Origin of the sequence: Acidovorax carolinensis (assembly GCF_002157145.1) — a bacterium.
In the GTDB taxonomy this organism is placed as follows: Bacteria; Pseudomonadota; Gammaproteobacteria; order Burkholderiales; family Burkholderiaceae_C; genus Acidovorax; species Acidovorax carolinensis.
In genome coordinates, this window is the sequence record NZ_CP021361.1 from 270,774 (window position 1) to 293,272 (window position 22,499).

The following is a 22,499-nucleotide window of genomic DNA, read 5'->3' on the forward strand; positions in this document are numbered from 1 at the left end:
AAACCGGTCTCCTGCAAGAATGGGGTGCATTACAGCATCCCGGCACGGGGCCGGAATGCGTCGCAGGGTGGCGGTGGTGCCTTGGCGCCACAGCCCTTTTTTCTTCCCTTAAGGAGCAATTGCATGGGCCAGTTTGTCAATCTGACGTCGAAAGACGGTTTTGTGGTGCCCGCCTGGGTGGCGCAGCCCGATGGGCCACCGCGCGGCGCCGTCGTGGTGCTGCAGGAGATCTTCGGGGTCAATTCGCATATCCGTGCCGTGGCCGACCGCTTCGCGGCGCGCGGCTATCTGGCCGTGGCCCCCGCTACCTTTGCGCGCGTGCAACCCGATGTGGATCTGGGCTACAGCGAGGCCGACATGGGCGTGGGCTTCGGTTTCAAGACGGCGGTGGATGCACTGCCCGGCGACGGTGTCATGCCCGACATCCAGGCCGCCATCGACTATGCCGCCCAGCACGGTGGCGGCAAGGTGGGCATTGTCGGCTTCTGCTGGGGTGGCCTGCTCACATGGCGCGCGGCCTGCAGCCTCAAGGGTTTGTCGGCGGCGGTGTGCTACTACGGCGGCGGCATGACCACGGCAGACGAGGTGGCGCGCCAGCCCCAGGTGCCGGTGCTGGCGCATTTTGGCCAGCGCGACCACTGGATTTCGGTGGACAGCGTGCAGGCCTTTGCGCGCGCGCATCCGGAGGTGCAGGTGCATGTGTACGAGGCCGACCACGGCTTCAACTGCGACCAGCGCGGGTCATATGACGAAGCCTCGGCCCTGGTCGCGCGCGACCGCACCCTGGCCTTCTTTGCAAAGCACGTGGGCTAGGCCGGCGGTTTGCGTGTGGCGTGGGGGCGGGCGGTATTACTGCCCGCCGGTGCGCGCCAGGTAGCGTTTGCGCCAGAACAGCGACACCAGGCCCACGGCAATCGTGATCATGGAGCCCATGGCCCACCAGAAGCCGTCCTGCTTGTGCACCAGCGGAACGAACTCGAAGTTCATGCCAAAAATGCCCGCAATCAGGTTCAGCGGCAGGAACACCGCGGTCAGTGCGGTGAGCGTGCGCATGATGTCGTTGGTGCGGTTGCTTTGCACTGAAAAGTGCATCTGCACGGCGGTTTCGGTGCTTTGCTCCAGGCGGCGCACATGGTGCACCACGCGTTCGATGTGCTCGAGCACATCGCGGCTGCGCACCTTGAGCAGGTCCAGGTCGCGCTGACCGGCGCTGCTTTCGGGCATGGCCCAGGTGTCCAGCTCGTCGATCCAGTGCTGCACGGCAGTGCGCTGGTCTTCGCAGATGTCGTCAAGCTGGTGCAGCGACAGGCGCGCTTCCAGCAGCGAGCTCCAGTTCACATAGCGTGCGCGGGGCTTGAGCAGCTCGGTCTGCCAGTGATCGAGCTGGCGCGTGAGTTCGCGGCGCAGGTCCAGGTAGGCGTCCACGATCATGTTGACCACGCGCAGCATCAGGTCGGCCGTGCTGGACGGCTGGCGCGCGCCGGGAGCCGGGCTGGCGCGGCCCTCGCGGGGTCGGTGGGGCGGCGGCGAGCAGGCGCGCGGCGTAGGCATCGCGCACGGCACAGTCGGTGGGGTGCACCGACAGCAGCAGCTGGTCAAACATGGCAAACCCCACCGGGCTGGTGTCGATGCGGCGCAGCACCGGCGGCCCGCTCTGGCGCACCGGCGCAGCCGCCGTGCCCACTGTGCGGCCCGGTTCGGCTGCTTGGGGTTGCATGGTGGCCAGGCGGCGAAACACCAGCAGGTCGTATTGCGAGGTGTAGTCGTAGTGCGAAGGCAGTTGCGCGTTCAGCAGGTCCGAGACATGCAGGTCCACCAGCTGCAGGCCCGTGGTGGCCTGCAGCGACGCCTGGATCTGTCCGAGCTGTTCACCGAAGGCGGTGCGCGTGCAGGCCACCCAGAAAAAGCCCTGGCTCGGTGGCTGGCTCGGCAGCGCGTTCAGTTCGATCGCGCCGCCAGCGTGGATGTGGAAGATGCGCATGCCGTCTTGTTGCATATAAAAATGGCCGCTAGCGCTTTATGGATAAGCGCTAATAGCTATTATTTTTGAAGCAAGCGTGCCGCGTCGCGGGCAAAGTAGGTCAGCACGCCGTCGGCGCCTGCGCGCTTGAAGGCCAGCAGGCTTTCCATCATCACGGCATCGTGGTCGAGCCAGCCGTTGGCGGCGGCGGCCTTGAGCATGGCGTATTCGCCGCTGACCTGGTAGGCGAAGGTGGGCACGCGGAACTCGTCCTTCACGCGCCGCACGATGTCCAGATACGGCATGCCGGGCTTGACCATCACCATGTCGGCGCCTTCGGCGATGTCGAGCGCCACTTCGCGCAGGGCCTCGTCGCTGTTGCCGGGGTCCATCTGGTAGACGAACTTGTTGCTCTTGCCCAGGGCGCCACGCGTGCCCACTGCATCGCGAAACGGGCCGTAGAAGGCGCTGGCGTATTTGGCGCTGTAAGCCATGATGCGGGTGTGGATGTGGCCCTGCACCTCAAACGCCTCGCGGATGGCGCCAATGCGCCCGTCCATCATGTCGCTGGGCGCAACAATGTCCACGCCCGCTTCGGCATGGGTGAGGGCCTGGCCGGTCAGAATCTCGACCGTTTCGTCATTGATGATGTAGCCCGTCTCGTCGAGCACGCCATCCTGGCCGTGGCTGGTGTAGGGGTCGAGCGCCACGTCGGTCATCACGCCCAGGTCGGGAAACTCTTTCTTCAGGGCGCGCACCACGCGCGGAATCAGGCCGTCGGGGTTCAGCGCTTCCTTGCCATCGGGTGTCTTGAGCGACGGGTCGATGGCCGGGAACAGCGCCAGCACCGGAATGCCCAGTTTCACGCAATCCTCGGCCACCGGCAGCAGCAGATCCAGGCTCAGCCGGTCCACGCCGGGCATGGAGGCCACGGCCTCGCGCTGGTTCTGGCCCTCGTGCACGAAAACGGGGTAGATCAGGTCGTGGGGCGTGATGGCATGTTCGCGCACCAGGTTGCGGGTAAAGCTGTCACGGCGCAGGCGGCGTGGGCGGCTTTGCGGAAAGGGGGTGGGGCTGGAGAGGTGCATGGAAACGATTATGAAGCCCCTGTGTCGCTTTGCGCCCCTCGCCCATGTGAGCGGACCTGCTGGGCTTTTTGCCGACTGCCGCTGCGTGCGGTGGCCCTTAAACTGCAGGCATGCTCTGGATCAAAGCCTTTCACATCGTTTTCGTGGCCAGCTGGTTTGCGGGTCTTTTCTATTTGCCGCGCATTTTTGTCAATCTGGCGATGGTGGCGCCCGGCTCGGTGGCCGAGCGCGAGCGCCTGGTGCTGATGGCGCGCAAGCTGCTGCGCTTCACCACGATGCTGGCGGTGCCCGCCGTGGCGCTGGGTTTGTGGCTGTGGCTGGGCTATGGCATTGGCCGCGGCCCGGCGTCAGAGGGCAACGGCTGGATGCACGCCAAGCTGGCCGTGGTGCTGCTGGTGATCGGCTACCACCACGCCTGCGCCGTGCTGCTGCGCAAGCTCATCGCCAACAGCAGCCGCAAGAGCCACGTCTGGTTTCGCTGGTTCAACGAAGTGCCCGTGCTGCTGCTGCTGATTGCCGTGGTGCTGGTGGTGGTCAAGCCGTTCTGAGACCAGGGAGTTCGCGCCGGTGCACAAGACCTCTGCCTGGCCGCTGGCGCTGATCCATGCAGCGCTGATTGTCTTTGCCAGCCTGTTCCCGTTTGACGGCTGGCGCGACCAGGGCATCGACCCTTGGGTTTTTCTGTCGGCGCCGCTGCCACCGCCTTACTGGACGGGGTTTGATGTCGCCATCAACATGGCCGGTTACGCCCCGCTGGGATTCTTGCTGGTGCTGGCCCTGCTGCGCTCGGGCAGCGAGCGCGGGGCGGTGTTGCTGGCCACGCTGGCGGGCACGCTGCTGTCGCTGGTGATGGAATACCTGCAGATCTACCTGCCCCGGCGTGTGCCGTCCAACCTCGACCTGCTGCTCAACGCGGCGGGAGCGCTGGCGGGGGCGTGCACGGCGGCGCTGCTGGAGCGCTGGGGTGCCATCGACCGCTGGAGCGATTTCCGCGCCCGCTGGTTCGTGCGCGATGCGCGCGGCGCGCTGGTGCTGCTGGCGCTGTGGCCTGCGGCGCTGCTGTTTCCGGCGGCGGTGCCGTTTGGCCTGGGCCAGGTGCTGGAGCGGCTGGAACAGGCCCTCGAAGACCTGCTGGCCGACACGCCTTTTCTCGAATGGCTGCCAGTGCGCGATGTGCCGCTGGAGCCGTTGTCTCCGGGCGGCGAGTTGCTGTGCGTGACCCTGGGGCTGCTGATTCCCTGCCTGCTGGGCTATTGCGTCATTCGCCACATGGGGCGCCGCGCCGTGTTCGCCGTGGGCGTGGCAGGGGTGGGCATCGGCGTGACGGCCCTGTCGGCGGCGCTGAGCTGGGGGCCGTCGCATGCCTGGAGCTGGCTGGAGCTGCCCACGCGCGTGGGGGTGGGGGCAGCGCTAGCACTGGCGGCGCTGCTGCTGGCCCTGCCGCGGCGCGCCAGTGCGGCGCTGCTGCTGCTGGCGCTGGCCTGGCACCTGGGGTTGCTCAACCAGGCGCCCGCCAGTGCCTATTTTGCCCAGACGCTACAGATATGGGAGCAAGGACGCTTCATCCGCTTTTTTGGTCTGGGCCAGTGGCTGGGCTGGTTGTGGCCTTATGCCGCACTGGCGTATGTGCTCTTTCGGGTGTCGCGCCGGGACCCGCAAAACTAGAATGGCTCCATGAGCGACACCCCCTCCACTCCCCCCGCAGCACCCGGCTATTTCGCCCGGCATATCTTTTTTTGCCTGAACGACCGCGCCAACGGCGAGAACAGCTGCGCCCACCACGGCGCCCAGGAAGCCTTTGACCGGTGCAAGGCGCAGGTCAAGGCGGCGGGGCTTGCGGGCCCCGGCAAGGTGCGGGTAAACAAGGCGGGCTGTCTGGACCGCTGCGCCGCCGGCCCCGTGGCCGTGGTGTATCCCGAAGGCACCTGGTACTCCTATGTGGACGCCAGCGATGTGGATGAAATCGTGGAGTCGCACCTGAAAAACGGCCAGATCGTTGAGCGACTGCTCACGCCAGCGGAACTTGGGCGCTGAACACGGCTCTACGGTTCTTTGAGTGATTTTGGCAGCTAGCGCTTATCTGGTAAGCGCTAAATGCTATTTAATAAGTAGCAATCCGTGAATGCACAAACCGAACGCCTGGCGCTGACCGGTGCCGCAGGCGCCATAGAGGCGGCCCGTGATGCGGCGTCCCTGCAGGGCGGTACGGCCCCCCGTGGCGTGGCCATCATTGCCCATCCCCATCCGCTGTTTGGCGGCACCATGGACAACAAGGTGGTGCAGACCCTGGCGCGTGCCTTCACCCAATGCGGCTGGACCACGGTGCGCTTCAACTTCCGGGGCGTGGGCGCCAGCGCCGGTGCGCACGACGAGGGGCGTGGCGAGCTGCAGGACCTGCTGGCCGTGGTGCAGCAGGTGGCGCCCCAGGGCCCGATCGCGCTGGCTGGCTTTTCGTTTGGCGCTTTTGTCACCAGCCACGCCCTGGCCGCGCTGTGGGGCGAGCGCGAGGTAGCGCAGGCGGTGCTGGTCGGCACCGCAGCGAGCCGCTTCACGGTGGCCCCCGTGCCGCCCGAAGCCCACCTGCGCACGCTGGTGCTGCATGGCGAGCAGGACGATACCGTGCCGCTGTCGGCCGTGCTCGACTGGGCGCGGCCCCAGATACTGCCTGTCACAGTCGTCCCCGGTGGCGGCCATTTCTTTCACGGACAATTGACGCTGCTGAAAAATCTGGTGGTGCGCCACCTCCAGTCCGGGCCGTGAAGCCCGGCAGCGGCTGCGGTGCCTGCGCACCCTTTGCCGCCCTTCCGGGCCTCGCCGGTTTGAATTTTTTCCATCCCCGGGGCTTGCGCCCCATTTATTCCTGCCCCATGAAACGAATCCTGTCCGCGCTGCGATCCCTGGCCCTTTTTGCGGCGGTCGCGCCCGCTGCCTTCTTTGCCCACGCCCAGGCACCCCAGCCCCCCGAGATCGCCGCACGCACCTACATGCTGGTCGATGTGACTGCCAACCAGGTGCTGGCGGCGAAAGACATCGATGCGCCCGTGGAGCAGGCTTCGCTCACCAAGCTCATGACGGGCTATCTGGTGTTCGATGCGCTGCGTGCCAAGAAGGTCACGCTCGAGCAGAAACTGCCCGTGAGCGTGCGCGCCTGGAAGATGCCCGGCTCGCGCATGTTCATCGACCCCAAGATGCAGGTGCCGGTGGACGATCTGCTCAAGGGCATGATCGTGCAGTCGGGCAACGACGCCACCATGGCGCTGGCCGAGGGCGTGGGCGGCACGGTCGAGAATTTCGTCAAGCTCATGAACGACCAGGCGCAGGCCCTGGGCATGAAGGGCACGGCCTACAAGAACCCCGAAGGGCTGACGGAGCCCGGCCACACCACCACCGCGCGCGACCTGGCCACCCTGGCTACCCGGCTGATGAAAGACTTCCCGGAGTACATGCACTACTACGCCACCAAGCAGTACAGCTACCCCGGCACGCCCGCCTCGAACGGCAACAACCGGAACTCGCTGCTGTTCCGCGACCCCACCGTGGACGGCCTCAAGACCGGCCACACCGCCGCTGCCGGTTACTGCCTGGTGGCTACCTCCAAGCGTGATTTCCCCAACGTGGGCCAGCGCCGCCTGCTGTCCATCGTGCTCGGCGCCGCCAGCGAGAACGCACGCGCCAACGAAAGCCAGAAGCTGCTGAACTGGGGCTACACGGCCTTTGATGCGGTCAAGCTGTTCGATGCGGGCCAGCCCGTGGCCACGCCTGCCGTGTGGAAGGGCAAGGAAAGCACCATCAAGATCGGTCGCACCGAGTCCATCGTGGTGGCAGTGCCTTCGGGCAGCGCGGGCAAGGTCACCACGCAGATCGTGCGCCAGGACCCGCTGGTGGCGCCCTTCACCAAGGGCCAGACAATTGGCTCGCTCAAGGTCGTGCTGGGTGACCAGCCACTGGTAGAAGTGCCGCTGGTGGCGCTGGATGGCGTCGAGCAGGCCGGCATTCTGGGCCGGGCCTGGGATGCGATCCGGTTGTGGATCAAGTAATTGAATTGTGTTGCGCGGCTGGCTTTCAAAAAGATAGCTGCCAGCGCTTGCGCCATAAGCGCAAAACACTGATTTGACTGTAATTTCTTTTGATCACGCAGCTGCCGCAGCGGCAGGGACAAGCGGGCCAGGGCTTGCCTGTTGAGGTCTGCCCTGCTACATTAGAAGGCTTTTCGGAATTTCCGAAGGGATTCACGTTTTCGTTTTCACGAAGCATTTCACGTTTAGGGACGTATTCATGCCAACCATTAACCAGCTCGTGCGTCAGGGGCGTCAGGTCGAAACGACCAACTCCAAGAGCCCCGCGATGCAAAACTCTCCACAGCGCCGTGGCGTGTGCACCCGTGTGTACACCACGACGCCTAAGAAGCCTAACTCCGCTCTGCGGAAGGTCGCCAAGGTTCGTCTGACCAACGGCTTCGAAGTCATTTCCTACATCGGCGGCGAAGGCCACAACCTGCAGGAACACAGCGTCGTGCTGGTTCGCGGCGGTCGTGTCAAGGACTTGCCCGGTGTGCGTTACCACATCGTGCGCGGTTCGCTCGACTTGCAGGGCGTGAAAGACCGCAAGCAGTCGCGCTCCAAGTACGGTGCGAAGAAACCAAAGGCCAAATAAGTCCGCGGTTGATCGAAATACAAGGTGCTGTTTCCCGCGTGGCGCGGTGATGCAGCGTAGTGACCCCAAGCGCAAATGTCTGCGTGGGTCGAGTAAGTGGGAGTCCAGAATGGCTCTCGCGGTGTCTGAAAAGATGCCAACTGAAGCAAAGATAGAGGTAAAAAATGCCACGTCGTCGCGAAGTCCCCAAACGTGAAATCCTGCCGGATCCCAAGTTCGGCAATGTAGAGCTGTCCAAATTCATGAACGTGATCATGGAAGGCGGCAAAAAGGCGGTTGCAGAGCGCATCATTTACGGTGCCCTGGAATTGATCGAGAAGAAGCACCCCGATAAGGACCCTCTGGAAGCTTTCACCGTTGCCATCAACAACGTCAAGCCCATGGTCGAAGTCAAGTCCCGCCGTGTCGGCGGCGCCAACTACCAGGTGCCCGTGGAAGTGCGCCCTGTGCGTCGTCTGGCCCTGTCGATGCGCTGGATCAAGGAAGCGGCCCGCAAGCGTGGCGAGAAGTCGATGGCCCAGCGTCTGGCCAACGAACTGCTCGAGGCCACCGAAGGCCGAGGCGGCGCCATGAAGAAGCGTGACGAAGTGCACCGCATGGCCGAAGCCAACAAGGCATTCAGCCACTTCCGCTTCTAAGCCAAAACGGCGACCACTCTCGTCGCTCCGCGCAAGGCTGCCGGCATTTTTGCCTGCAGCCTTGTGGCGATTGCGGTGGTCACAAAATTGACGGGTTGCAGCGTCACAATGCTGGGCCCGCCCCCTGAATAACACGACCCATCCAAGGATCCACCATGGCTCGCAAGACTCCCATCGAGCGCTACCGCAATATCGGTATCTCGGCCCACATTGACGCTGGCAAGACCACGACCACCGAACGTATTCTTTTCTACACCGGCGTGACCCACAAGCTGGGTGAGGTGCATGACGGCGCTGCCACCACGGACTGGATGGAGCAGGAGCAAGAGCGCGGCATCACCATTACCTCGGCTGCCGTGACCTGCTTCTGGAAGGGCATGGACCTGTCCTACCCCGAGCACCGCTTCAACATCATCGACACCCCCGGCCACGTGGACTTCACGATTGAAGTCGAGCGTTCCATGCGCGTGCTCGACGGCGCCTGTATGGTGTATTGCGCCGTGGGTGGCGTGCAGCCCCAGTCGGAAACCGTCTGGCGCCAGGCCAACAAGTACAAGGTGCCCCGTCTGGCCTTTGTGAACAAGATGGACCGCACCGGTGCCAACTTCTTCAAGGTCTATGACCAGATGAAGCTGCGCCTGAAGGCCAACCCCGTGCCCGTGGTGATCCCGATCGGTGCCGAAGACAAGTTCCAGGGCGTGGTCGATCTGCTGAAGATGAAGGCCATCATCTGGGACGAAGCTTCGCAAGGCATGAAGTTCGAGTACCAGGAGATCCCTGCTGAGTTGCTCGAATCGGCCAAAGAATGGCGCGAAAAGATGGTCGAAGCCGCAGCCGAAGCCTCGGAAGAGCTGATGAACAAGTACCTCGAAGAAGGTGACTTGAGCGAAGAGGAAATCAAGGCGGGCCTGCGTCAGCGGACCATTGCGACCGAAATCCATCCCATGCTGTGCGGCACCGCGTTCAAGAACAAGGGCGTGCAACGCATGCTGGACGCCGTCATCGACTATCTGCCAGCACCGACGGACATCCCGGACGTGACGGGTACCGATGAAGACGAAAACCCCGTCACCCGCAAGGCCGACGACGGTGAAAAGTTCTCGGCACTGGCCTTCAAGCTGATGACCGACCCGTTCGTCGGTCAGTTGACCTTCGTGCGCGTTTATTCGGGCGTTCTGACCAAGGGCGACACCGTCTTCAACTCAGTCAAGGGCAAGAAAGAGCGTATCGGCCGTATCGTGCAGATGATGGCGAACGACCGCGTCGAAGTGGACGAAATCCGCGCCGGCGACATCGCTGCCTGCGTGGGCCTGAAGGACGTGACCACCGGCGAAACGCTGAGCGATATCGACTCGCCGATCATTCTGGAGCGCATGGTGTTCCCCGAGCCCGTGATCACGCAGGCTGTGGAACCCAAGACCAAGGCCGACCAGGAAAAGATGGGCATCGCGCTGCAGCGTCTGGCTGCCGAAGATCCATCGTTCCGCGTCAAGACCGACGAAGAATCGGGCCAGACGCTGATCGCCGGCATGGGCGAGCTGCATCTGGAAATCATTGTGGACCGCATGAAGCGCGAATTCGGCGTGGAAGCCAACGTGGGCAAGCCCCAGGTTGCGTACCGCGAAACCATCCGCAAGACGGTGGAAGAAGCCGAAGGCAAGTTCGTGCGCCAGTCTGGCGGTAAGGGCCAGTACGGTCACGTTGTGCTCAAGATCGAACCCAACGAAGCCGGCAAGGGCATCGAGTTCGTCGACGCCATCAAGGGCGGCGTGGTTCCTCGCGAATTCATTCCGGCCGTGGAAAAGGGTATCAACGAAGCCGTCACGCAAGGCGTGCTGGCCGGCTACCCCGTGGTGGACGTCAAGGTCACGCTGCACTTCGGTTCGTACCACGATGTGGACTCGAACGAACTGGCGTTCAAGATGGCTGCCATCTTCGGCTTCAAGGAAGGCTGCCGCAAGGCCAACCCGGTCATCCTGGAACCCATGATGGCCGTGGAAGTGGAAACGCCTGAAGACTACGCAGGCAACGTGATGGGCGACCTGTCCTCGCGTCGCGGCATGGTGCAGGGCATGGAAGACATTCCCGGCGGCGGCAAGGCCATCAAGGCCGAAGTGCCGCTGTCGGAAATGTTCGGCTACTCGACCACGCTGCGTTCCGCAACGCAAGGTCGCGCCACATACTCGATGGAATTCAAGCACTACAGCGAAGCACCTCGCAACGTGTCGGAAGCCATCATGGCGGCCCGCGCAAAATAAGCGCCTGAGGCCAGACCAGCTTTGCTGCTCTGGCCTCGCTAATCAAATCCTTGGGGTTGACTAGCTTCGCTGAGCCACTCTCTCTGATTTGATTGAAAAATGCCTCCAGTGCTTATGCAGTAAACGCTGGTCGCTATAGATTAAATAGCAAATTGTTTTTGCAATCTGCGATCCGGTGCCGCCCCGTTGCCTGTGCAGGGCGAATCAGCAACCGGATGCAGACGTTAAACCACTACACAGGCATCGCTCTTTGGAGAATTGAAAATGGCAAAAGGTAAGTTTGAACGCACCAAGCCCCACGTCAACGTGGGCACGATCGGTCACGTGGACCATGGCAAGACGACACTGACGGCGGCCATCGCCACCGTGCTGTCGGCCAAGTTTGGCGGCGAAGCCAAGGCCTACGACCAGATCGACGCAGCGCCTGAAGAAAAGGCCCGCGGCATCACGATCAACACCGCGCACGTGGAATACGAAACGGCTGCTCGCCACTACGCCCACGTGGACTGCCCTGGTCACGCCGACTATGTGAAGAACATGATCACCGGCGCTGCCCAGATGGACGGCGCCATTCTGGTGTGCTCGGCCGCTGACGGCCCCATGCCCCAGACCCGCGAACACATCCTGCTGGCCCGCCAGGTGGGCGTGCCCTACATCATCGTGTTCCTGAACAAGTGCGACATGGTGGACGACGAAGAACTGCTCGAACTCGTCGAAATGGAAGTGCGCGAACTGCTGGACAAATACAACTTCCCTGGCGACGACACCCCGATCATCCGTGGTTCCGCCAAGCTCGCCCTCGAAGGCGACAAGGGCCCGCTGGGCGAAGAAGCCATCATGAAGCTGGCCGAAGCGCTGGACACCTACATCCCCACGCCTGAGCGCGCTGTGGACGGTGCCTTCCTGATGCCTGTGGAAGACGTGTTCTCCATCTCTGGCCGCGGCACCGTGGTGACCGGCCGTATCGAACGCGGCATCATCAAGGTCGGCGAAGAAATCGAAATCGTCGGTATCAAGGACACCGTCAAGACCACCTGCACCGGCGTGGAAATGTTCCGCAAGCTGCTGGACCAAGGCCAAGCGGGCGACAACGTGGGCCTGCTGCTGCGCGGCACCAAGCGCGAAGACGTGGAGCGCGGCCAAGTGCTGTGCAAGCCCGGCTCGATCAAGCCCCACACCCACTTCACCGCTGAAGTGTATGTGCTGAGCAAGGACGAAGGCGGCCGCCACACCCCCTTCTTCAACAACTACCGTCCTCAGTTCTACTTCCGCACGACCGACGTGACCGGCGCCATCGAGCTGCCAGCCGACAAGGAAATGGTCATGCCTGGCGACAACGTGTCGATCACCGTGAAGCTGATCAACCCCATCGCCATGGAAGAAGGTCTGCGCTTCGCTATCCGCGAAGGCGGCCGCACCGTGGGCGCTGGCGTCGTGGCCAAGATCATTGCTTAATTCTTAAGCAGAACAAGGAACTTGCCATGTCCAAGCAAAAAATCCGCATCCGCCTGAAGGCGTTTGACTACAAACTGATCGACCAGTCCGCTGCCGAGATCGTTGACACCGCCAAGCGCACCGGCGCCATTGTCAAGGGCCCCGTGCCCCTGCCAACGCGCATGAAGCGTTTTGACATCCTGCGCTCGCCGCACGTCAACAAGACCAGCCGCGACCAGCTCGAAATCCGCACGCACCAGCGCCTGATGGACATCGTGGACCCCACCGACAAGACGGTGGACGCCCTGATGAAGCTCGACCTGCCCGCTGGCGTGGACGTCGAAATCAAGCTGCAGTAAACGGCATTGGCGTTGCTGGCTTGCCAGCGGGGCCGTGTCTTCATAACGCGAACTTGCTTGAAAAAGCAGTTCGCGTTATACTTTAGGGCTTCGCCTAATTTGCGCCGTACAAACGACGCTGAGTGGGCGAGGTTTTATCAACCGCCTTTCATGCATGCGAGTGAGAACTCGCTTAAACGCCGCAGCCAATTGAAGTTGTGGCGGTGGAAGTTTTGGAGAAACAAATGAGCTTGAGCAACTCCCTGGGGTTGCTGGGTCGCAAGGTGGGCATGATGCGTCTGTTCACCGATGACGGGGACGCAGTGCCTGTCACGGTGGTGGATGTGTCCAACAACCGCGTAACCCAGATCAAAACCCAAGAGAACGATGGCTACGTGGCCCTGCAGGTCACGTTCGGTTCGCGCAAAGCATCGCGCGTGACCAAGCCAGAAGCCGGTCACCTTGCCAAGGCAGGTGTGGAAGCCGGTGAGATCATCCAGGAATTCCGCGTGACCGCCGATACCGCAGCCCAGTACCAAGCTGGCGCATCGGTGGCTGTGACGTCCGTGTTTTCCGTGGGTCAAAAGGTCGACGTGCAGGGCACTTCGATCGGTAAAGGCTACGCCGGTACCATCAAGCGTCACAACATGAGCTCGCAGCGCGCGTCGCACGGTAACAGCCGTTCGCACAACGTGCCTGGCTCGATCGGTATGGCGCAAGACCCCGGTCGCGTGTTCCCCGGCAAGCGCATGACGGGCCACCTCGGCGATGTCACCAAGACCACGCAAAACCTCGATGTCATCCGCATCGACGAAGCGCGTCAACTGCTCTTGATCAAGGGCGCTATTCCGGGCTCCAAGGGTGGGTTCGTGACGGTGCGTCCAGCGATCAAGGCCAAAGCCTCCAAAGGAGCGAACTAATGCAGCTCGAACTCCTGAATGACCAAGGCCAGGGCGCATCCAAGCTGGATGTTCCTGAAACCGTGTTCGGTCGTGAATACAACGAAGATCTGGTCCACCAGATCGTGGTGGCCTACCAGGCCAACGCACGCCAAGGCACTCGCGCCCAGAAGGACCGCGAGCAAGTCCGTCACTCGACCAAGAAGCCTTTCAAGCAAAAGGGTACGGGTAACGCACGTGCAGGTATGACTTCCTCGCCTCTGTGGCGTGGGGGCGGTCGGATTTTCCCGAACATGCCTGACGAAAATTTCACGCAGAAGATCAACAAGAAGATGTACCGCGCCGGTATGTCTGCCATCTTGTCGCAGCTGGCCCGCGAAGGCCGCCTGGCTGTGGTCGACTCCTTGAAGCTTGATTCGCCCAAGACCAAGGTCCTGGCCGACAAGTTCAAGGCGATGAACCTGCAATCGGTGATGGTGATCGCCGACGAAGTGGACGAAAACCTGTACCTGGCCTCGCGCAATCTGGTGAACGTGCTCGTCGTCGAGCCCCGTTACGCCGATCCCGTGTCGCTGGTGCGTTTCAAGAAAGTGCTCGTCACCAAGGGTGCAATCGACAAACTCAAGGAGATGTTCGCATGAGCACGCCCAAGTTTGACGAAGGTCGTCTGATGCAAGTGCTGGTCGCTCCCATCGTGTCCGAAAAGGCCACCATGGTTGCCGAGAAGTCCAATGCTGTGACGTTCAAGGTGCTGCAGAACGCAACCAAGCCAGAAATCAAGGCCGCTGTGGAATTGATGTTCAAGGTCGAGGTCAAGGGCGTCTCTGTGGTGAACACCAAAGGCAAGACCAAACGTTTCGGCAAGACGGTCGGCCGCCGCGACAACGTTCGCAAGGCATACGTCACGCTGCAGCCTGGTCAAGAGCTGAACCTGTCTGGGGAGGCCGCGTAATCATGGCTGTCATCAAGATGAAACCTACTTCGCCCGGCCAACGTGCTGTGGTGAAGGTCACGCGTGACCACCTGTACAAGGGTGAAGCGTACGCCCCGCTGCTGGAGCCACAATTCCAGAAGGCCGGTCGTAACAACAATGGTCACATCACGACGCGCCACAAGGGCGGTGGTCACAAGCACCACTACCGCGTGGTGGACTTCAAGCGCAACAAGGATGGCATTCCTGCCACCGTCGAGCGTGTTGAGTACGATCCCAACCGCACGGCCCACATCGCTCTGGTGTGCTATGCCGACGGCGAGCGTCGCTACATCATCGCTCCCCGCGGTCTGGAAGCTGGCGCAACGCTGATGAGCGGTTCGGAAGCCCCGATCCGCGCAGGCAACACGCTGCCGATCCGCAACATCCCCGTGGGCTCGACGATCCACTGCATCGAGCTCAAGCCCGGTGCCGGTGCCCAGATCGCTCGCTCGGCAGGTGCTTCGGCAACGCTGCTGGCCCGTGAAGGCATCTACGCCCAGGTGCGTATGCGTTCCGGTGAAGTGCGCAAGATTCATATCGAATGCCGCGCCACCATTGGCGAAGTGGCCAACGAAGAGCACAGCCTGCGCCAATTGGGCAAGGCTGGTGCGAAGCGCTGGATGGGTATTCGTCCCACGGTTCGCGGCGTTGCCATGAACCCGGTGGATCACCCTCACGGTGGTGGCGAAGGCCGCACCGGCGAAGGCCGTCATGCAGTCGATCCTTGGGGCAATCTGACCAAGGGTTATCGCACCCGTAACAACAAGCGCACACAGGTCATGATTGTGTCGCGTCGCAAGAAGTAAGGGGTAACAGATGACTCGCTCTCTCAAAAAGGGTCCATTTGTTGACCATCACTTGCTGGCCAAGGTCGAAAAGGCCGTTGCCACCAAGGATAAGAAACCAGTGAAGACCTGGTCGCGTCGCTCCATGGTTCTGCCCGAGTTCATCGGTCTGACCATTGCCGTGCACAACGGCAAGCAGCACGTACCTGTCTACGTCACCGACCAGATGGTGGGCCACAAGCTGGGCGAATTCGCCCTGACGCGCACCTTCAAGGGTCACCCCGCGGACAAAAAAGTCCAGAAGAAATAAGGAACGACCATGTCTGAAACACGTGCAGTCCTCCGGGGCGTCCGTCTGTCGGTCGACAAAGGCCGTCTGGTCGCTGATCTGATCCGCGGCAAGAAGGTGGACCAGGCCCTGAACATCCTGACGTTCACGCAGAAAAAAGCTGCTGGCATCGTCAAGAAGGTTCTGGAATCGGCTATCGCCAATGCAGAACACAACGATGGCGCTGACATCGACGAACTGAAGGTCAAGACCATCTACGTCGAACAAGGCACCACGCTCAAGCGCTTCACCGCGCGCGCCAAAGGCCGCGGCAACCGCATCAGCAAGCCCACGTGCCATGTGTACGTGACGGTTGGCAACTGAGGCCAAGGAAGACTATGGGACAGAAAATCCATCCTACCGGCTTCCGCCTCGCGGTCAGCCGCAACTGGTCCAGCCGTTGGTACGCCAGCAACCGCGATTTCGCGGGCATGCTGGCCGAAGACATCAAGGTGCGCGAGTACCTGAAGGCCAAGTTGAAGAACGCCGCCGTGTCGCGCATCCTGATCGAGCGTCCTGCCAAGAACGCCCGCATCACCATTTACTCGGCACGTCCGGGCGTGGTGATCGGCAAGAAGGGTGAAGACATCGAGAACCTCAAGAAGGAACTCGCTGCTCGCCTGGGCGTTCCGGTCGCAGTGAACATCGAAGAAGTGCGCAAGCCTGAAATCGATGCCAAGCTGATCGCCGACAGCATCACGCAGCAGCTCGAAAAGCGCATCATGTTCCGTCGCGCCATGAAGCGCGCCATGCAGAACGCCATGCGTCTGGGTGCACAAGGCATCAAGATCATGTCGTCGGGTCGTCTGAACGGTATCGAAATCGCTCGCTGCGAGTGGTACCGCGAAGGCCGCGTGCCACTTCACACGCTGCGTGCCGATATCGACTACGGTACCTCCGAAGCCAAGACCACCTACGGTGTGATCGGCGTCAAGGTCTGGGTCTACAAGGGTGACACCCTGGGCCGCAACGATCTGCCAGCCGTGGAAACCCCACGTCCGGAAGAAGAGCGTCGCCCACGTGGCCCGCGCCGTGATGGCCGCCCAGGTGGCGATCGTCCAGGTGCAGGTCGTGGTCCCCGCCGTCCCATGGGTGCCAACAGCGCCCCTGCCGATGGCAGCGACAAGCCCGTCGGCGCCGGTGGCGCCGATGCAACCGCCGTTAAGCGCGTTCGTAAAGTTGACGCGCCCGCTACAGCAGCGGACGGCAAAGGAGAATAAAGATGCTGCAACCTGCTCGCCGCAAGTACCGCAAGGAGCAAAAGGGCCGTAACACCGGTGTCGCAACGCGGGGTGCCTCCGTTGCGTTTGGTGATTTCGGCCTGAAGTGCACCGATCGTGGCCGTCTGACGGCCCGCCAGATCGAAGCTGCACGCCGTGCGATTTCCCGTCACGTCAAGCGTGGCGGCCGTATCTGGATCCGCGTGTTCCCGGACAAGCCAATCTCTACCAAGCCCGCAGAAGTGCGTATGGGTAACGGTAAGGGCAACCCCGAGTACTACGTGGCTGAAATCCAGCCCGGCAAGATCGTTTTTGAAATCGTGGGCGTGCCTGAAGAACTGGCCCGCGAAGCGTTCCGCCTGGCTGCCGCCAAGCTGCCGCTGCGCACCACGTTTGTCAGCCGCCTGATTGGCTCGTAATTCAGGAGAACATGCAATGAAAGCTACTGAACTGCGCCAAAAAGACGTCGCCGGCATCGAAACCGAAATCAAGGCCTTGCAAAAAGCCCATTTCGGTCTGCGCATGCAGAAGGCCACGCAACAGCTGGGTAACACCAACACGCTGCGTACCACCCGTCGCGACATCGCTCGCGCCAAGACCATTCTTGCTGAAAAGCAAGCCGCCAAGTAAGGAGCCCCTATGACGGAACCTAAAAAATCCCTCAAGCGCACCTTGATTGGCAAGGTGGTCAGCGACAAGCGTCAAAAGACCGTAACGGTGCTCGTTGAGCGCCGTGTGAAGCACGAGCTCTACGGCAAGATCGTCGGTAAGTCGAGCAAGTACCACGCCCATGATGAAAAGGGCGAGTACAAGTTGGGTGACACGATTGAAATCACCGAGAGCCGTCCGCTGTCCAAGACCAAGAACTGGGTTGCTACCCGTCTGGTCCAAAAGGCCGGCCTGCTCTAAGCCCTAAAGGCGAAAGCCTGCAAGGCCCCTCAAAACGACCCACAATGTGGGTCGTTTTGCTTTGTGGGATGCAATGTGCACCCCGGCGGAATTTCCTCAGCCTCTTGGAGAAAAACATGATCAAAGTCGGTGATACCCTGCCCGCCACCACCCTGATGGAATACTCGGAAGTCGAGGGCGAGGGCTGCAGCATCGGTCCAAACCCCGTGTCCGTGGACAAGGCCACCGCCGGCAAGACCATTGCGCTGTTTGCCCTGCCTGGTGCCTTCACCCCCACCTGTTCTGCCAAGCATGTGCCCGGCTACGTGGCAAAGGCTGCCGAGTTCAAGGTGGCGGGCGTGGACGAGATCTGGTGCGTGAGCGTGAACGATGCCTTTGTGATGGGTGCCTGGGCACGCGACCAGAAGACCGACGGCAAGGTGCGCATGCTCGGCGACGGCGATGCTGCCTTCGCCAAGGCCACGGGTCTGACGCTGGATCTGACTGGCAAGGGCATGGGGCTGCGCAGCAATCGTTATTCGATGCTGGTGCGCGACGGCAAGGTCGTCACGCTCAATGTGGAAGCCCCTGGGCAGTTTGCCGTGAGCGATGCCGACACGCTGCTGTCGCAAGCCAAGGCCTGACGGTTGCTATTAAATAAATAGCTGCAGGCGCTTGATATATATGCGCTTTCGGCCTATTTGAATCAGAGAATATCGGCCTTGAGGTAATGCGCCCCGGCAATGGGGTTGTGGTAGTAAGGCGGAATCTCCTCAAAGCCGAGGTCGGCATACAGCGCCCGTGCCGACTCCATGTCGTCCAGCGTATCGAGCAGCACGCAGGCGTAGCCTGCCTGCCGCGCCGCATCCAGCGCGGCCTCGGCCAGTTGACGTCCCAGGCCAAAGCCCCGAAATGCCTTGCGTACATACAGGCGTTTCATTTCGGCGGCATTGGGGTAGTCTGCCGTGTCCATAGGGCGCAAGGCACAGCAACCGGCGATAGCCCCGTCCACTTCGGCCAGCAGCAAGTTCCCGCGCGGGGCCGCGTACTCACCGGGCAACTGCGCCAGTTCGGTTTCAAAATCCTGAAAGCACAAATCGACATCCAGGCCGTCGGCGTACTCCCGGAAGATGGCACGCACCGCCTCCAGCTCATGGGGCTGGGACGGGGTCAGCAGGGTGACAGGTAGCTTTTCCACAACGCAAGCGGGAGAATCCAAAGGCGGCAGTGTAGCGCCAGCCTTGTGTACGGTGGCCTGAATCCCCTCACGGCGCTCCCAGTGCGGACACCCACCAGGACGCCGCCGCGCACACGGCCAGCACGGCACAGGCGGCGGCCCGGGTGAGCGCGTCGTCGCGCGCAGGCGGGGCAGTAACGGGCAGCAGCTTGTCACCGCCGATCATGGGGCGCACCAGCGTCTGCTGGCGAAAAAGCACATAAAACAGGATGGCCGCAACATGCAGGCCGATCAAGCCGTACAGCAGATACTGGCCGATGTCCGCGTGGTAGCGGGTCGCCTGTTCCACCACCGCCGAAGAAACCCAGCGGGTGAGCGGGCCGGAAAACGCGATTTCGTCGTCGCTGAACAGCCCCGTGCCCACCTGGGCCAGCAGCACGCCCAGCAACGCCAGGACCGACAGCGCGCCGAGGGGGCTGTGCCCCACGCTGTCCTGGGCCGTGCCGCCAGTGCGTAGATAGCGCAGCAGCCCGGTGGGCGAACAGGCGAAAGCCGCAAACCGCGACCAGCGCCCGCCCACGAAACCCCAGACCAGTCGAAACATCAGCAAGGCCAGCACGCAGTAGCCCAGCCGGAAATGCCAGGCCATGGCATTGCCCCCGATATTGGCGGTAACGACCAGCCCCGGAATGGCGAGGACGAGGCCCCAGTGAAAAAGGCGGGTGGGAAGGTCCCAGATGCGAACGGTGTGTGCCATGTGCGGTGTTGGTGAATGGAGCAATTGGCGCATTGTGTGCGAGACGCCGCCATGGCATCCGCGTGGTGCGACTGTGCCAATGGGGTCGCCACGGCATACTCCGGCCTGGCCTGCGGGCCTGTTTTCGCCACCCACCAAAAGGAAGCCGTTGATGAAAGCCTTTGCCGTATTGACCCTTGCCGCCGCCACCCTCACCCTGTCTGCGCCTGCTGCAGCACAGTTTGCCAAGGCAGAAGACGCCATCAAATACCGCCAGAGTGCCCTGTTTGTGCTGGGGCAGCATTTCGGCCGCCTGGGTGCCATGGCCAATGGCAAGGCGCCCTTTGATGCCCGGCTGGCGCAAGAGAATGCGGACGTCGTGGCTGCCATGGCCCGTCTGCCCTGGGCAGCGTTTGGGCCTGGCACGGACAAGGGAGCGCCTACCAAGTCCAAGCCCACCATCTGGACCGAACAGGCCAGGTTCAAGGAACACGCCGAAAAACTGGAAGCAGAGTCGATCAAGCTGGCGGCGGCCGCCAAAACGGGCAGCCTGGACAACCTGAAGGCCGCCTTTGGCCCGGCGGCGCAGACCTGCAAGTCGTGCCACGACGCCTATCGCTCCAAATAGCAGGTTGCTTGAATGCTACAGAATTAATAGCTATTGGCGCACGCTGCTAAAGGGCGGATTCAAGTCCAAGTGCAACAAATATTCATTAATGCACTGAATCAGGCTGTTGTGTCAGCCGGGCCAAATGTTCGGCATAAACCTCAATGGGCTTGCTCCACCCCAGAGTCATCCTGGGGCGCCCATTGAGCTCATCGGCTACGGCATCCAGATACTGCTGGCTATAGCCGCTCAGATCAGTCCCCTTGGGGAAGTACTGCCGCAGCAATCCATTGGTGTTTTCGTTGGAGCCCCGCTGCCAGGGGCTGTAGGGGTCACAGAAGTACACCTTCATGCCCGTGTTCTCGGTGAGCTTGGCATGCTCTGCCATCTCACTGCCACGGTCATAGGTCAGGCTCTGGCGCATCGGGCTGGCAATGCCATTGAGCTTGTCGCTGAAGGCCTGCAGTACATGTGCCGCTGTCGCCGGGTTGGGGTGCGGCAGCTTGACCAGCACCACCAGGCGGGTCGTGCGCTCGACCAGCGTGCCAATGGCACTGGCATTGCCTTTGCCCTTGATGAGGTCGCCCTCCCAGTGCCCGGGCAACTGACGATCCTCAATCTCGGGTGGGCGCACATGGATGCTCAGCAGGTCGGTGATTTGCCCACGCCGATCCTCGCCTTTGGAGCGCGGCCAGCGCTTGGCGCGGGCCATGCGCAAGCAGGCCACCAGCTCCTTCTTGAGCTCTCCGCGGGGCTGGGCGTAGATGCAGGTGTAGATGCTCTCGTGGGACACTTGTTTGCGCTTGTTGTCAGGGTGCAGTTTCTTCAACTGCCCAGCGATTTGCTGGGGAGACCAGTGCCGGAGCAGATAGTCGCGAACGATCTTGAACAAAGGTCCATCGCGGTGCAGTTTGGGCTGGGGACGGGCAAAGCATCTGCGCCTGTCGCTGCGTTGCTGGGCGAACTTGGAGGTGTAGGCCTTGGCGCCCGCATTGCGTTGGCATTCCCGGCTGATGGTGCTCTTGCAGCGCCCCAAGGCCCGCGCTATGGCGCTGAGGCTTTGCTTTTGCTGAAGCCCCAAGGCGATCGCATGGCGTTCGCTCTCGCTCAACTGCTGGTAATTCTTCTTTGTCATCTTGACCTCAATTCTCGGTGTTGCACTTCGGAATTGAGGCCGCCAAGCGCAAAAGGCCTGTTTCATTGAAACAGGCCTTCTCTTGCCGCAAACGCAGGGCAATGCGCGGGATCAGGTTTCTGCCAGCAGTTTTTCGATCAGCTGGTGCAATTGCGGAAAGTCGGGGGCGCCCACATAGCTCTTCACGATTTCGCCGCGCTTGTTGACAATGAACGTCGAGGGCGTGAGGCGCACGTCGCCCCAGGCCTTGGCCACCGCGCCCGTGTTGTCGAGCGCCACCTTGAATGGCAGCTTGCGCGATTCGGCAAAGTTCACCACGTAGCTCGGCGGGTCGTAGCTCATGGCCACGGCCAGGGTGTCAAAACCCTTGGCGTGGTACTTGTTGTGGGTGGCGATGATTTCAGGCATCTCGGCCACGCAGGTGGTGCAGCTGGTGGCCCAGAAATTCACCAATGTGACCTTGCCGCGCAAATCGGCAGTGGTTTGGCGCGAGCCGTCCAGCAGCACGAACGTGGATTCGGGCGCCGCAGAACGCCCCGCGTCCAGATACACAAACGCCCCACGCCCGCAAAAGCCACCAATGCAGCGCCCACCGCCCAATGCTTGATACCCATGACATCCTCATCAAAAAACTGCGGGCAACGCCCAAGGCTGCATTGTGCAGGACTCCCTGCCCATGCCCGCCGCCCGTGCGACTAGGGGTGGTAGACCTCGTAGGGCCATAAAAGTTCGCCGGCGCTGTGCGGCTGGATGCCACTGCCCATAATCGGGCTATGAACTGGATATTGACCTGGCCCGTCGCCCTGCTGTTGCTGGCCGCCTGCAGCCCCGCCCTGAACTGGCGCAGCGTGCCGATTGAAGGCGCTGCACTCATTGTCACCCTGCCATGCAAGCCCGACCATGCCGCGCGCACCGTGGAAATGGCCGGTGCGCCGGTGGAACTGGCCATGGCAGGCTGCGAAGCCGACAACGCCATCTTTGCCGTCTCATCCGCCGCGCTGCCTGATCCTGCACGGGCTGATGCTGCGCTCGCGCATTGGCGGGCTGCCGTGCTGGCACGCGTGGGGGCCGCCACCGTGCTCTCCGAACAGCCGTTTGCCCGGCAGGGCACGCTGGCGCTGCCATCATCGGTGCGCCTGGTGGCGCAGGGCCGGCGCGCGGATGGCACGGCCGTGACGGTGCAGGGCGTGTGGTTTGCACGCGCAGGGGGGCGCAGGTGCGGCTGTACAACGCCGTGGTGTATTCCCCCAAGCCCCGGCCCGACGTGGCCGATGCCCTTTTTGACGGCCTGAGCCTGCAGTGAGCCTGTTGCAGCGGCGCAGCGCCAGCGGCGGGACTGTGGCGGCAGCGGTTCAGGCCGCCATAATGCAAGACAAACCATC

The 22,499-nt window shown here is 62.2% G+C and carries 28 protein-coding genes and 2 pseudogenes; 24 read left to right on the forward strand and 6 right to left on the reverse strand.

The genetic code is table 11. The annotated features are described in order from the left end of the window. The first annotated feature begins 123 nt into the window (after window positions 1-123). Window positions 124-813, forward strand: coding sequence for a dienelactone hydrolase family protein (locus CBP34_RS01290; protein WP_086926306.1), 690 nt, complete (start codon window positions 124-126; stop codon window positions 811-813). Window positions 814-849: 36 nt separating this feature from the next. On the opposite strand, the pseudogene CBP34_RS01295 reads toward CBP34_RS01290, so the two are convergent. Together CBP34_RS01295 and hemB are read right to left on the reverse strand one after the other, a co-directional pair. Further along, window positions 850-1,981: pseudogene (locus CBP34_RS01295) on the reverse strand (magnesium transporter CorA family protein). A gap of 59 nt (window positions 1,982-2,040) precedes the next feature. Continuing rightward, entirely contained in the window at window positions 2,041-3,048 is a 1,008-nt protein-coding gene (gene hemB, locus CBP34_RS01300; RefSeq protein WP_094097075.1) for a porphobilinogen synthase, read from the reverse strand. 110 nt (window positions 3,049-3,158) lie between these two features. Here hemB and CBP34_RS01305 point away from each other — a divergent pair, with 110 nt between their 5' ends. The 21 genes from CBP34_RS01305 (at window position 3,159) to CBP34_RS01405 (ending at window position 18,106) form a co-directional block, all read left to right on the forward strand. Next, window positions 3,159-3,596: a CopD family protein gene (locus tag CBP34_RS01305; protein WP_094097076.1), complete on the forward strand. Its 438-nt coding sequence runs from the start codon at window positions 3,159-3,161 to the stop codon at window positions 3,594-3,596. A gap of 19 nt (window positions 3,597-3,615) precedes the next feature. Beyond that, window positions 3,616-4,713, forward strand: a complete 1,098-nt coding sequence (locus tag CBP34_RS01310; RefSeq protein WP_086911054.1) for a VanZ family protein — start codon at window positions 3,616-3,618, stop codon at window positions 4,711-4,713. A 9-nt stretch (window positions 4,714-4,722) separates the two neighbouring features. Next, window positions 4,723-5,082 carry a (2Fe-2S) ferredoxin domain-containing protein gene (locus CBP34_RS01315; RefSeq protein WP_086911055.1) on the forward strand — a complete coding sequence of 120 codons (360 nt, stop codon included), beginning with the start codon at window positions 4,723-4,725 and terminating at the stop codon, window positions 5,080-5,082. Between the two features lie 84 nt (window positions 5,083-5,166). Then, window positions 5,167-5,808, forward strand: a complete 642-nt coding sequence (locus CBP34_RS01320) for an alpha/beta hydrolase (RefSeq protein ID WP_094097077.1) — start codon at window positions 5,167-5,169, stop codon at window positions 5,806-5,808. A gap of 107 nt (window positions 5,809-5,915) precedes the next feature. Continuing rightward, complete coding sequence (locus CBP34_RS01325) at window positions 5,916-7,085, forward strand: D-alanyl-D-alanine carboxypeptidase family protein (RefSeq protein ID WP_094099007.1); 1,170 nt, start codon at window positions 5,916-5,918, stop codon at window positions 7,083-7,085. Between the two features lie 238 nt (window positions 7,086-7,323). After that, window positions 7,324-7,701, forward strand: coding sequence for a 30S ribosomal protein S12 (rpsL, locus tag CBP34_RS01330; protein WP_024813771.1), 378 nt, complete (start codon window positions 7,324-7,326; stop codon window positions 7,699-7,701). Between the two features lie 164 nt (window positions 7,702-7,865). Then, on the forward strand, window positions 7,866-8,339 hold the full coding sequence (gene rpsG / locus CBP34_RS01335) for a 30S ribosomal protein S7 (protein ID WP_005798541.1): 474 nt from the start codon (window positions 7,866-7,868) through the stop codon (window positions 8,337-8,339). A gap of 155 nt (window positions 8,340-8,494) precedes the next feature. Beyond that, the gene (gene fusA, locus CBP34_RS01340) at window positions 8,495-10,597 is read left to right on the forward strand and encodes an elongation factor G (protein ID WP_086911057.1); all 2,103 of its coding nucleotides are present in this window, start codon (window positions 8,495-8,497) and stop codon (window positions 10,595-10,597) included. A gap of 264 nt (window positions 10,598-10,861) precedes the next feature. After that, a complete protein-coding gene (gene tuf, locus CBP34_RS01345; protein WP_086911058.1) occupies window positions 10,862-12,052 on the forward strand; it encodes an elongation factor Tu in 1,191 nt (396 codons plus the stop codon). 26 nt (window positions 12,053-12,078) lie between these two features. Then, window positions 12,079-12,390, forward strand: a complete 312-nt coding sequence (gene rpsJ / locus CBP34_RS01350; protein ID WP_005796953.1) for a 30S ribosomal protein S10 — start codon at window positions 12,079-12,081, stop codon at window positions 12,388-12,390. 224 nt (window positions 12,391-12,614) lie between these two features. After that, the gene (gene rplC, locus CBP34_RS01355) at window positions 12,615-13,289 is read left to right on the forward strand and encodes a 50S ribosomal protein L3 (protein WP_007847818.1); all 675 of its coding nucleotides are present in this window, start codon (window positions 12,615-12,617) and stop codon (window positions 13,287-13,289) included. Then, on the forward strand, window positions 13,289-13,909 hold the full coding sequence (gene rplD, locus CBP34_RS01360) for a 50S ribosomal protein L4 (protein WP_008906425.1): 621 nt from the start codon (window positions 13,289-13,291) through the stop codon (window positions 13,907-13,909). Before rplC ends, rplD begins: the two co-directional genes overlap by 1 nt. After that, window positions 13,906-14,220: a 50S ribosomal protein L23 gene (rplW, locus tag CBP34_RS01365; protein WP_094097078.1), complete on the forward strand. Its 315-nt coding sequence runs from the start codon at window positions 13,906-13,908 to the stop codon at window positions 14,218-14,220. Before rplD ends, rplW begins: the two co-directional genes overlap by 4 nt. A gap of 2 nt (window positions 14,221-14,222) precedes the next feature. Further along, window positions 14,223-15,047 (forward strand): 50S ribosomal protein L2, encoded by an 825-nt coding sequence (gene rplB / locus CBP34_RS01370; protein WP_094097079.1) that lies wholly within the window; start codon window positions 14,223-14,225, stop codon window positions 15,045-15,047. 10 nt (window positions 15,048-15,057) lie between these two features. Then, entirely contained in the window at window positions 15,058-15,336 is a 279-nt protein-coding gene (gene rpsS, locus CBP34_RS01375; protein ID WP_005796963.1) for a 30S ribosomal protein S19, read from the forward strand. 9 nt (window positions 15,337-15,345) lie between these two features. Beyond that, window positions 15,346-15,678 (forward strand): 50S ribosomal protein L22, encoded by a 333-nt coding sequence (rplV, locus tag CBP34_RS01380; RefSeq protein ID WP_005796970.1) that lies wholly within the window; start codon window positions 15,346-15,348, stop codon window positions 15,676-15,678. A 14-nt stretch (window positions 15,679-15,692) separates the two neighbouring features. Continuing rightward, the gene (gene rpsC / locus CBP34_RS01385) at window positions 15,693-16,574 is read left to right on the forward strand and encodes a 30S ribosomal protein S3 (protein WP_086911060.1); all 882 of its coding nucleotides are present in this window, start codon (window positions 15,693-15,695) and stop codon (window positions 16,572-16,574) included. A 2-nt stretch (window positions 16,575-16,576) separates the two neighbouring features. After that, complete coding sequence (rplP, locus tag CBP34_RS01390; protein WP_005796975.1) at window positions 16,577-16,993, forward strand: 50S ribosomal protein L16; 417 nt, start codon at window positions 16,577-16,579, stop codon at window positions 16,991-16,993. A 16-nt stretch (window positions 16,994-17,009) separates the two neighbouring features. Further along, window positions 17,010-17,204, forward strand: coding sequence for a 50S ribosomal protein L29 (gene rpmC, locus CBP34_RS01395; RefSeq protein ID WP_024813779.1), 195 nt, complete (start codon window positions 17,010-17,012; stop codon window positions 17,202-17,204). A 9-nt stretch (window positions 17,205-17,213) separates the two neighbouring features. After that, window positions 17,214-17,483 carry a 30S ribosomal protein S17 gene (gene rpsQ, locus CBP34_RS01400; RefSeq protein ID WP_086926311.1) on the forward strand — a complete coding sequence of 90 codons (270 nt, stop codon included), beginning with the start codon at window positions 17,214-17,216 and terminating at the stop codon, window positions 17,481-17,483. A gap of 116 nt (window positions 17,484-17,599) precedes the next feature. Then, entirely contained in the window at window positions 17,600-18,106 is a 507-nt protein-coding gene (locus tag CBP34_RS01405; RefSeq protein WP_094097080.1) for a peroxiredoxin, read from the forward strand. Between the two features lie 62 nt (window positions 18,107-18,168). Here the strand turns inward: CBP34_RS01405 and CBP34_RS01410 are convergent, their stop codons facing one another. Further along, the gene (locus tag CBP34_RS01410; protein WP_094097081.1) at window positions 18,169-18,660 is read right to left on the reverse strand and encodes a GNAT family N-acetyltransferase; all 492 of its coding nucleotides are present in this window, start codon (window positions 18,658-18,660) and stop codon (window positions 18,169-18,171) included. Between the two features lie 67 nt (window positions 18,661-18,727). Next, window positions 18,728-19,396 carry a cytochrome b/b6 domain-containing protein gene (locus CBP34_RS01415; RefSeq protein ID WP_094097082.1) on the reverse strand — a complete coding sequence of 223 codons (669 nt, stop codon included), beginning with the start codon at window positions 19,394-19,396 and terminating at the stop codon, window positions 18,728-18,730. A gap of 151 nt (window positions 19,397-19,547) precedes the next feature. Between CBP34_RS01415 and CBP34_RS01420 the strand changes: the two genes are divergently transcribed. Next, window positions 19,548-20,003, forward strand: a complete 456-nt coding sequence (locus tag CBP34_RS01420; RefSeq protein ID WP_094097083.1) for a c-type cytochrome — start codon at window positions 19,548-19,550, stop codon at window positions 20,001-20,003. Between the two features lie 85 nt (window positions 20,004-20,088). Here the strand turns inward: CBP34_RS01420 and CBP34_RS01425 are convergent, their stop codons facing one another. Next, the gene (locus CBP34_RS01425; protein ID WP_094097084.1) at window positions 20,089-21,117 is read right to left on the reverse strand and encodes an IS30 family transposase; all 1,029 of its coding nucleotides are present in this window, start codon (window positions 21,115-21,117) and stop codon (window positions 20,089-20,091) included. Window positions 21,118-21,228: 111 nt separating this feature from the next. After that, window positions 21,229-21,731, reverse strand: a pseudogene (locus tag CBP34_RS01430) (peroxiredoxin family protein). A 159-nt stretch (window positions 21,732-21,890) separates the two neighbouring features. On the opposite strand from CBP34_RS01430, the gene CBP34_RS01435 reads away from it, so the two are divergent. Then, window positions 21,891-22,409, forward strand: a complete 519-nt coding sequence (locus CBP34_RS01435) for a hypothetical protein (protein ID WP_335622260.1) — start codon at window positions 21,891-21,893, stop codon at window positions 22,407-22,409. The last annotated feature ends 90 nt before the right edge of the window (window positions 22,410-22,499 follow it).

Excerpts from the sequence above, each read along its gene's own strand:
- tuf (WP_086911058.1), top strand. The coding sequence starts at position 10,862 with ATGGCAAAAGGTAAGTTTGAACGCACCAAGCCCCACGTCAACGTGGGC.
- rplP (WP_005796975.1), top strand. The coding sequence starts at position 16,577 with ATGCTGCAACCTGCTCGCCGCAAGTACCGCAAGGAGCAAAAGGGCCGT.
- rplV (WP_005796970.1), top strand. The coding sequence starts at position 15,346 with ATGTCTGAAACACGTGCAGTCCTCCGGGGCGTCCGTCTGTCGGTCGAC.
- CBP34_RS01290 (WP_086926306.1), top strand. The coding sequence starts at position 124 with ATGGGCCAGTTTGTCAATCTGACGTCGAAAGACGGTTTTGTGGTGCCC.
- CBP34_RS01325 (WP_094099007.1), top strand. The coding sequence starts at position 5,916 with ATGAAACGAATCCTGTCCGCGCTGCGATCCCTGGCCCTTTTTGCGGCG.
- rplW (WP_094097078.1), top strand. The coding sequence starts at position 13,906 with ATGAGCACGCCCAAGTTTGACGAAGGTCGTCTGATGCAAGTGCTGGTC.
- rpmC (WP_024813779.1), top strand. The coding sequence starts at position 17,010 with ATGAAAGCTACTGAACTGCGCCAAAAAGACGTCGCCGGCATCGAAACC.
- rpsG (WP_005798541.1), top strand. The coding sequence starts at position 7,866 with ATGCCACGTCGTCGCGAAGTCCCCAAACGTGAAATCCTGCCGGATCCC.
- hemB (WP_094097075.1), bottom strand. The coding sequence starts at position 3,048 with ATGCACCTCTCCAGCCCCACCCCCTTTCCGCAAAGCCGCCCACGCCGC.
- rpsJ (WP_005796953.1), top strand. The coding sequence starts at position 12,079 with ATGTCCAAGCAAAAAATCCGCATCCGCCTGAAGGCGTTTGACTACAAA.
- CBP34_RS01305 (WP_094097076.1), top strand. The coding sequence starts at position 3,159 with ATGCTCTGGATCAAAGCCTTTCACATCGTTTTCGTGGCCAGCTGGTTT.
- rpsL (WP_024813771.1), top strand. The coding sequence starts at position 7,324 with ATGCCAACCATTAACCAGCTCGTGCGTCAGGGGCGTCAGGTCGAAACG.
- fusA (WP_086911057.1), top strand. The coding sequence starts at position 8,495 with ATGGCTCGCAAGACTCCCATCGAGCGCTACCGCAATATCGGTATCTCG.
- CBP34_RS01405 (WP_094097080.1), top strand. The coding sequence starts at position 17,600 with ATGATCAAAGTCGGTGATACCCTGCCCGCCACCACCCTGATGGAATAC.
- CBP34_RS01420 (WP_094097083.1), top strand. The coding sequence starts at position 19,548 with ATGAAAGCCTTTGCCGTATTGACCCTTGCCGCCGCCACCCTCACCCTG.
- CBP34_RS01425 (WP_094097084.1), bottom strand. The coding sequence starts at position 21,117 with ATGACAAAGAAGAATTACCAGCAGTTGAGCGAGAGCGAACGCCATGCG.
- CBP34_RS01435 (WP_335622260.1), top strand. The coding sequence starts at position 21,891 with ATGAACTGGATATTGACCTGGCCCGTCGCCCTGCTGTTGCTGGCCGCC.
- rpsC (WP_086911060.1), top strand. The coding sequence starts at position 15,693 with ATGGGACAGAAAATCCATCCTACCGGCTTCCGCCTCGCGGTCAGCCGC.
- rplC (WP_007847818.1), top strand. The coding sequence starts at position 12,615 with ATGAGCTTGAGCAACTCCCTGGGGTTGCTGGGTCGCAAGGTGGGCATG.
- rpsS (WP_005796963.1), top strand. The coding sequence starts at position 15,058 with ATGACTCGCTCTCTCAAAAAGGGTCCATTTGTTGACCATCACTTGCTG.
- rplD (WP_008906425.1), top strand. The coding sequence starts at position 13,289 with ATGCAGCTCGAACTCCTGAATGACCAAGGCCAGGGCGCATCCAAGCTG.
- CBP34_RS01415 (WP_094097082.1), bottom strand. The coding sequence starts at position 19,396 with ATGGCACACACCGTTCGCATCTGGGACCTTCCCACCCGCCTTTTTCAC.
- CBP34_RS01315 (WP_086911055.1), top strand. The coding sequence starts at position 4,723 with ATGAGCGACACCCCCTCCACTCCCCCCGCAGCACCCGGCTATTTCGCC.
- rpsQ (WP_086926311.1), top strand. The coding sequence starts at position 17,214 with ATGACGGAACCTAAAAAATCCCTCAAGCGCACCTTGATTGGCAAGGTG.
- rplB (WP_094097079.1), top strand. The coding sequence starts at position 14,223 with ATGGCTGTCATCAAGATGAAACCTACTTCGCCCGGCCAACGTGCTGTG.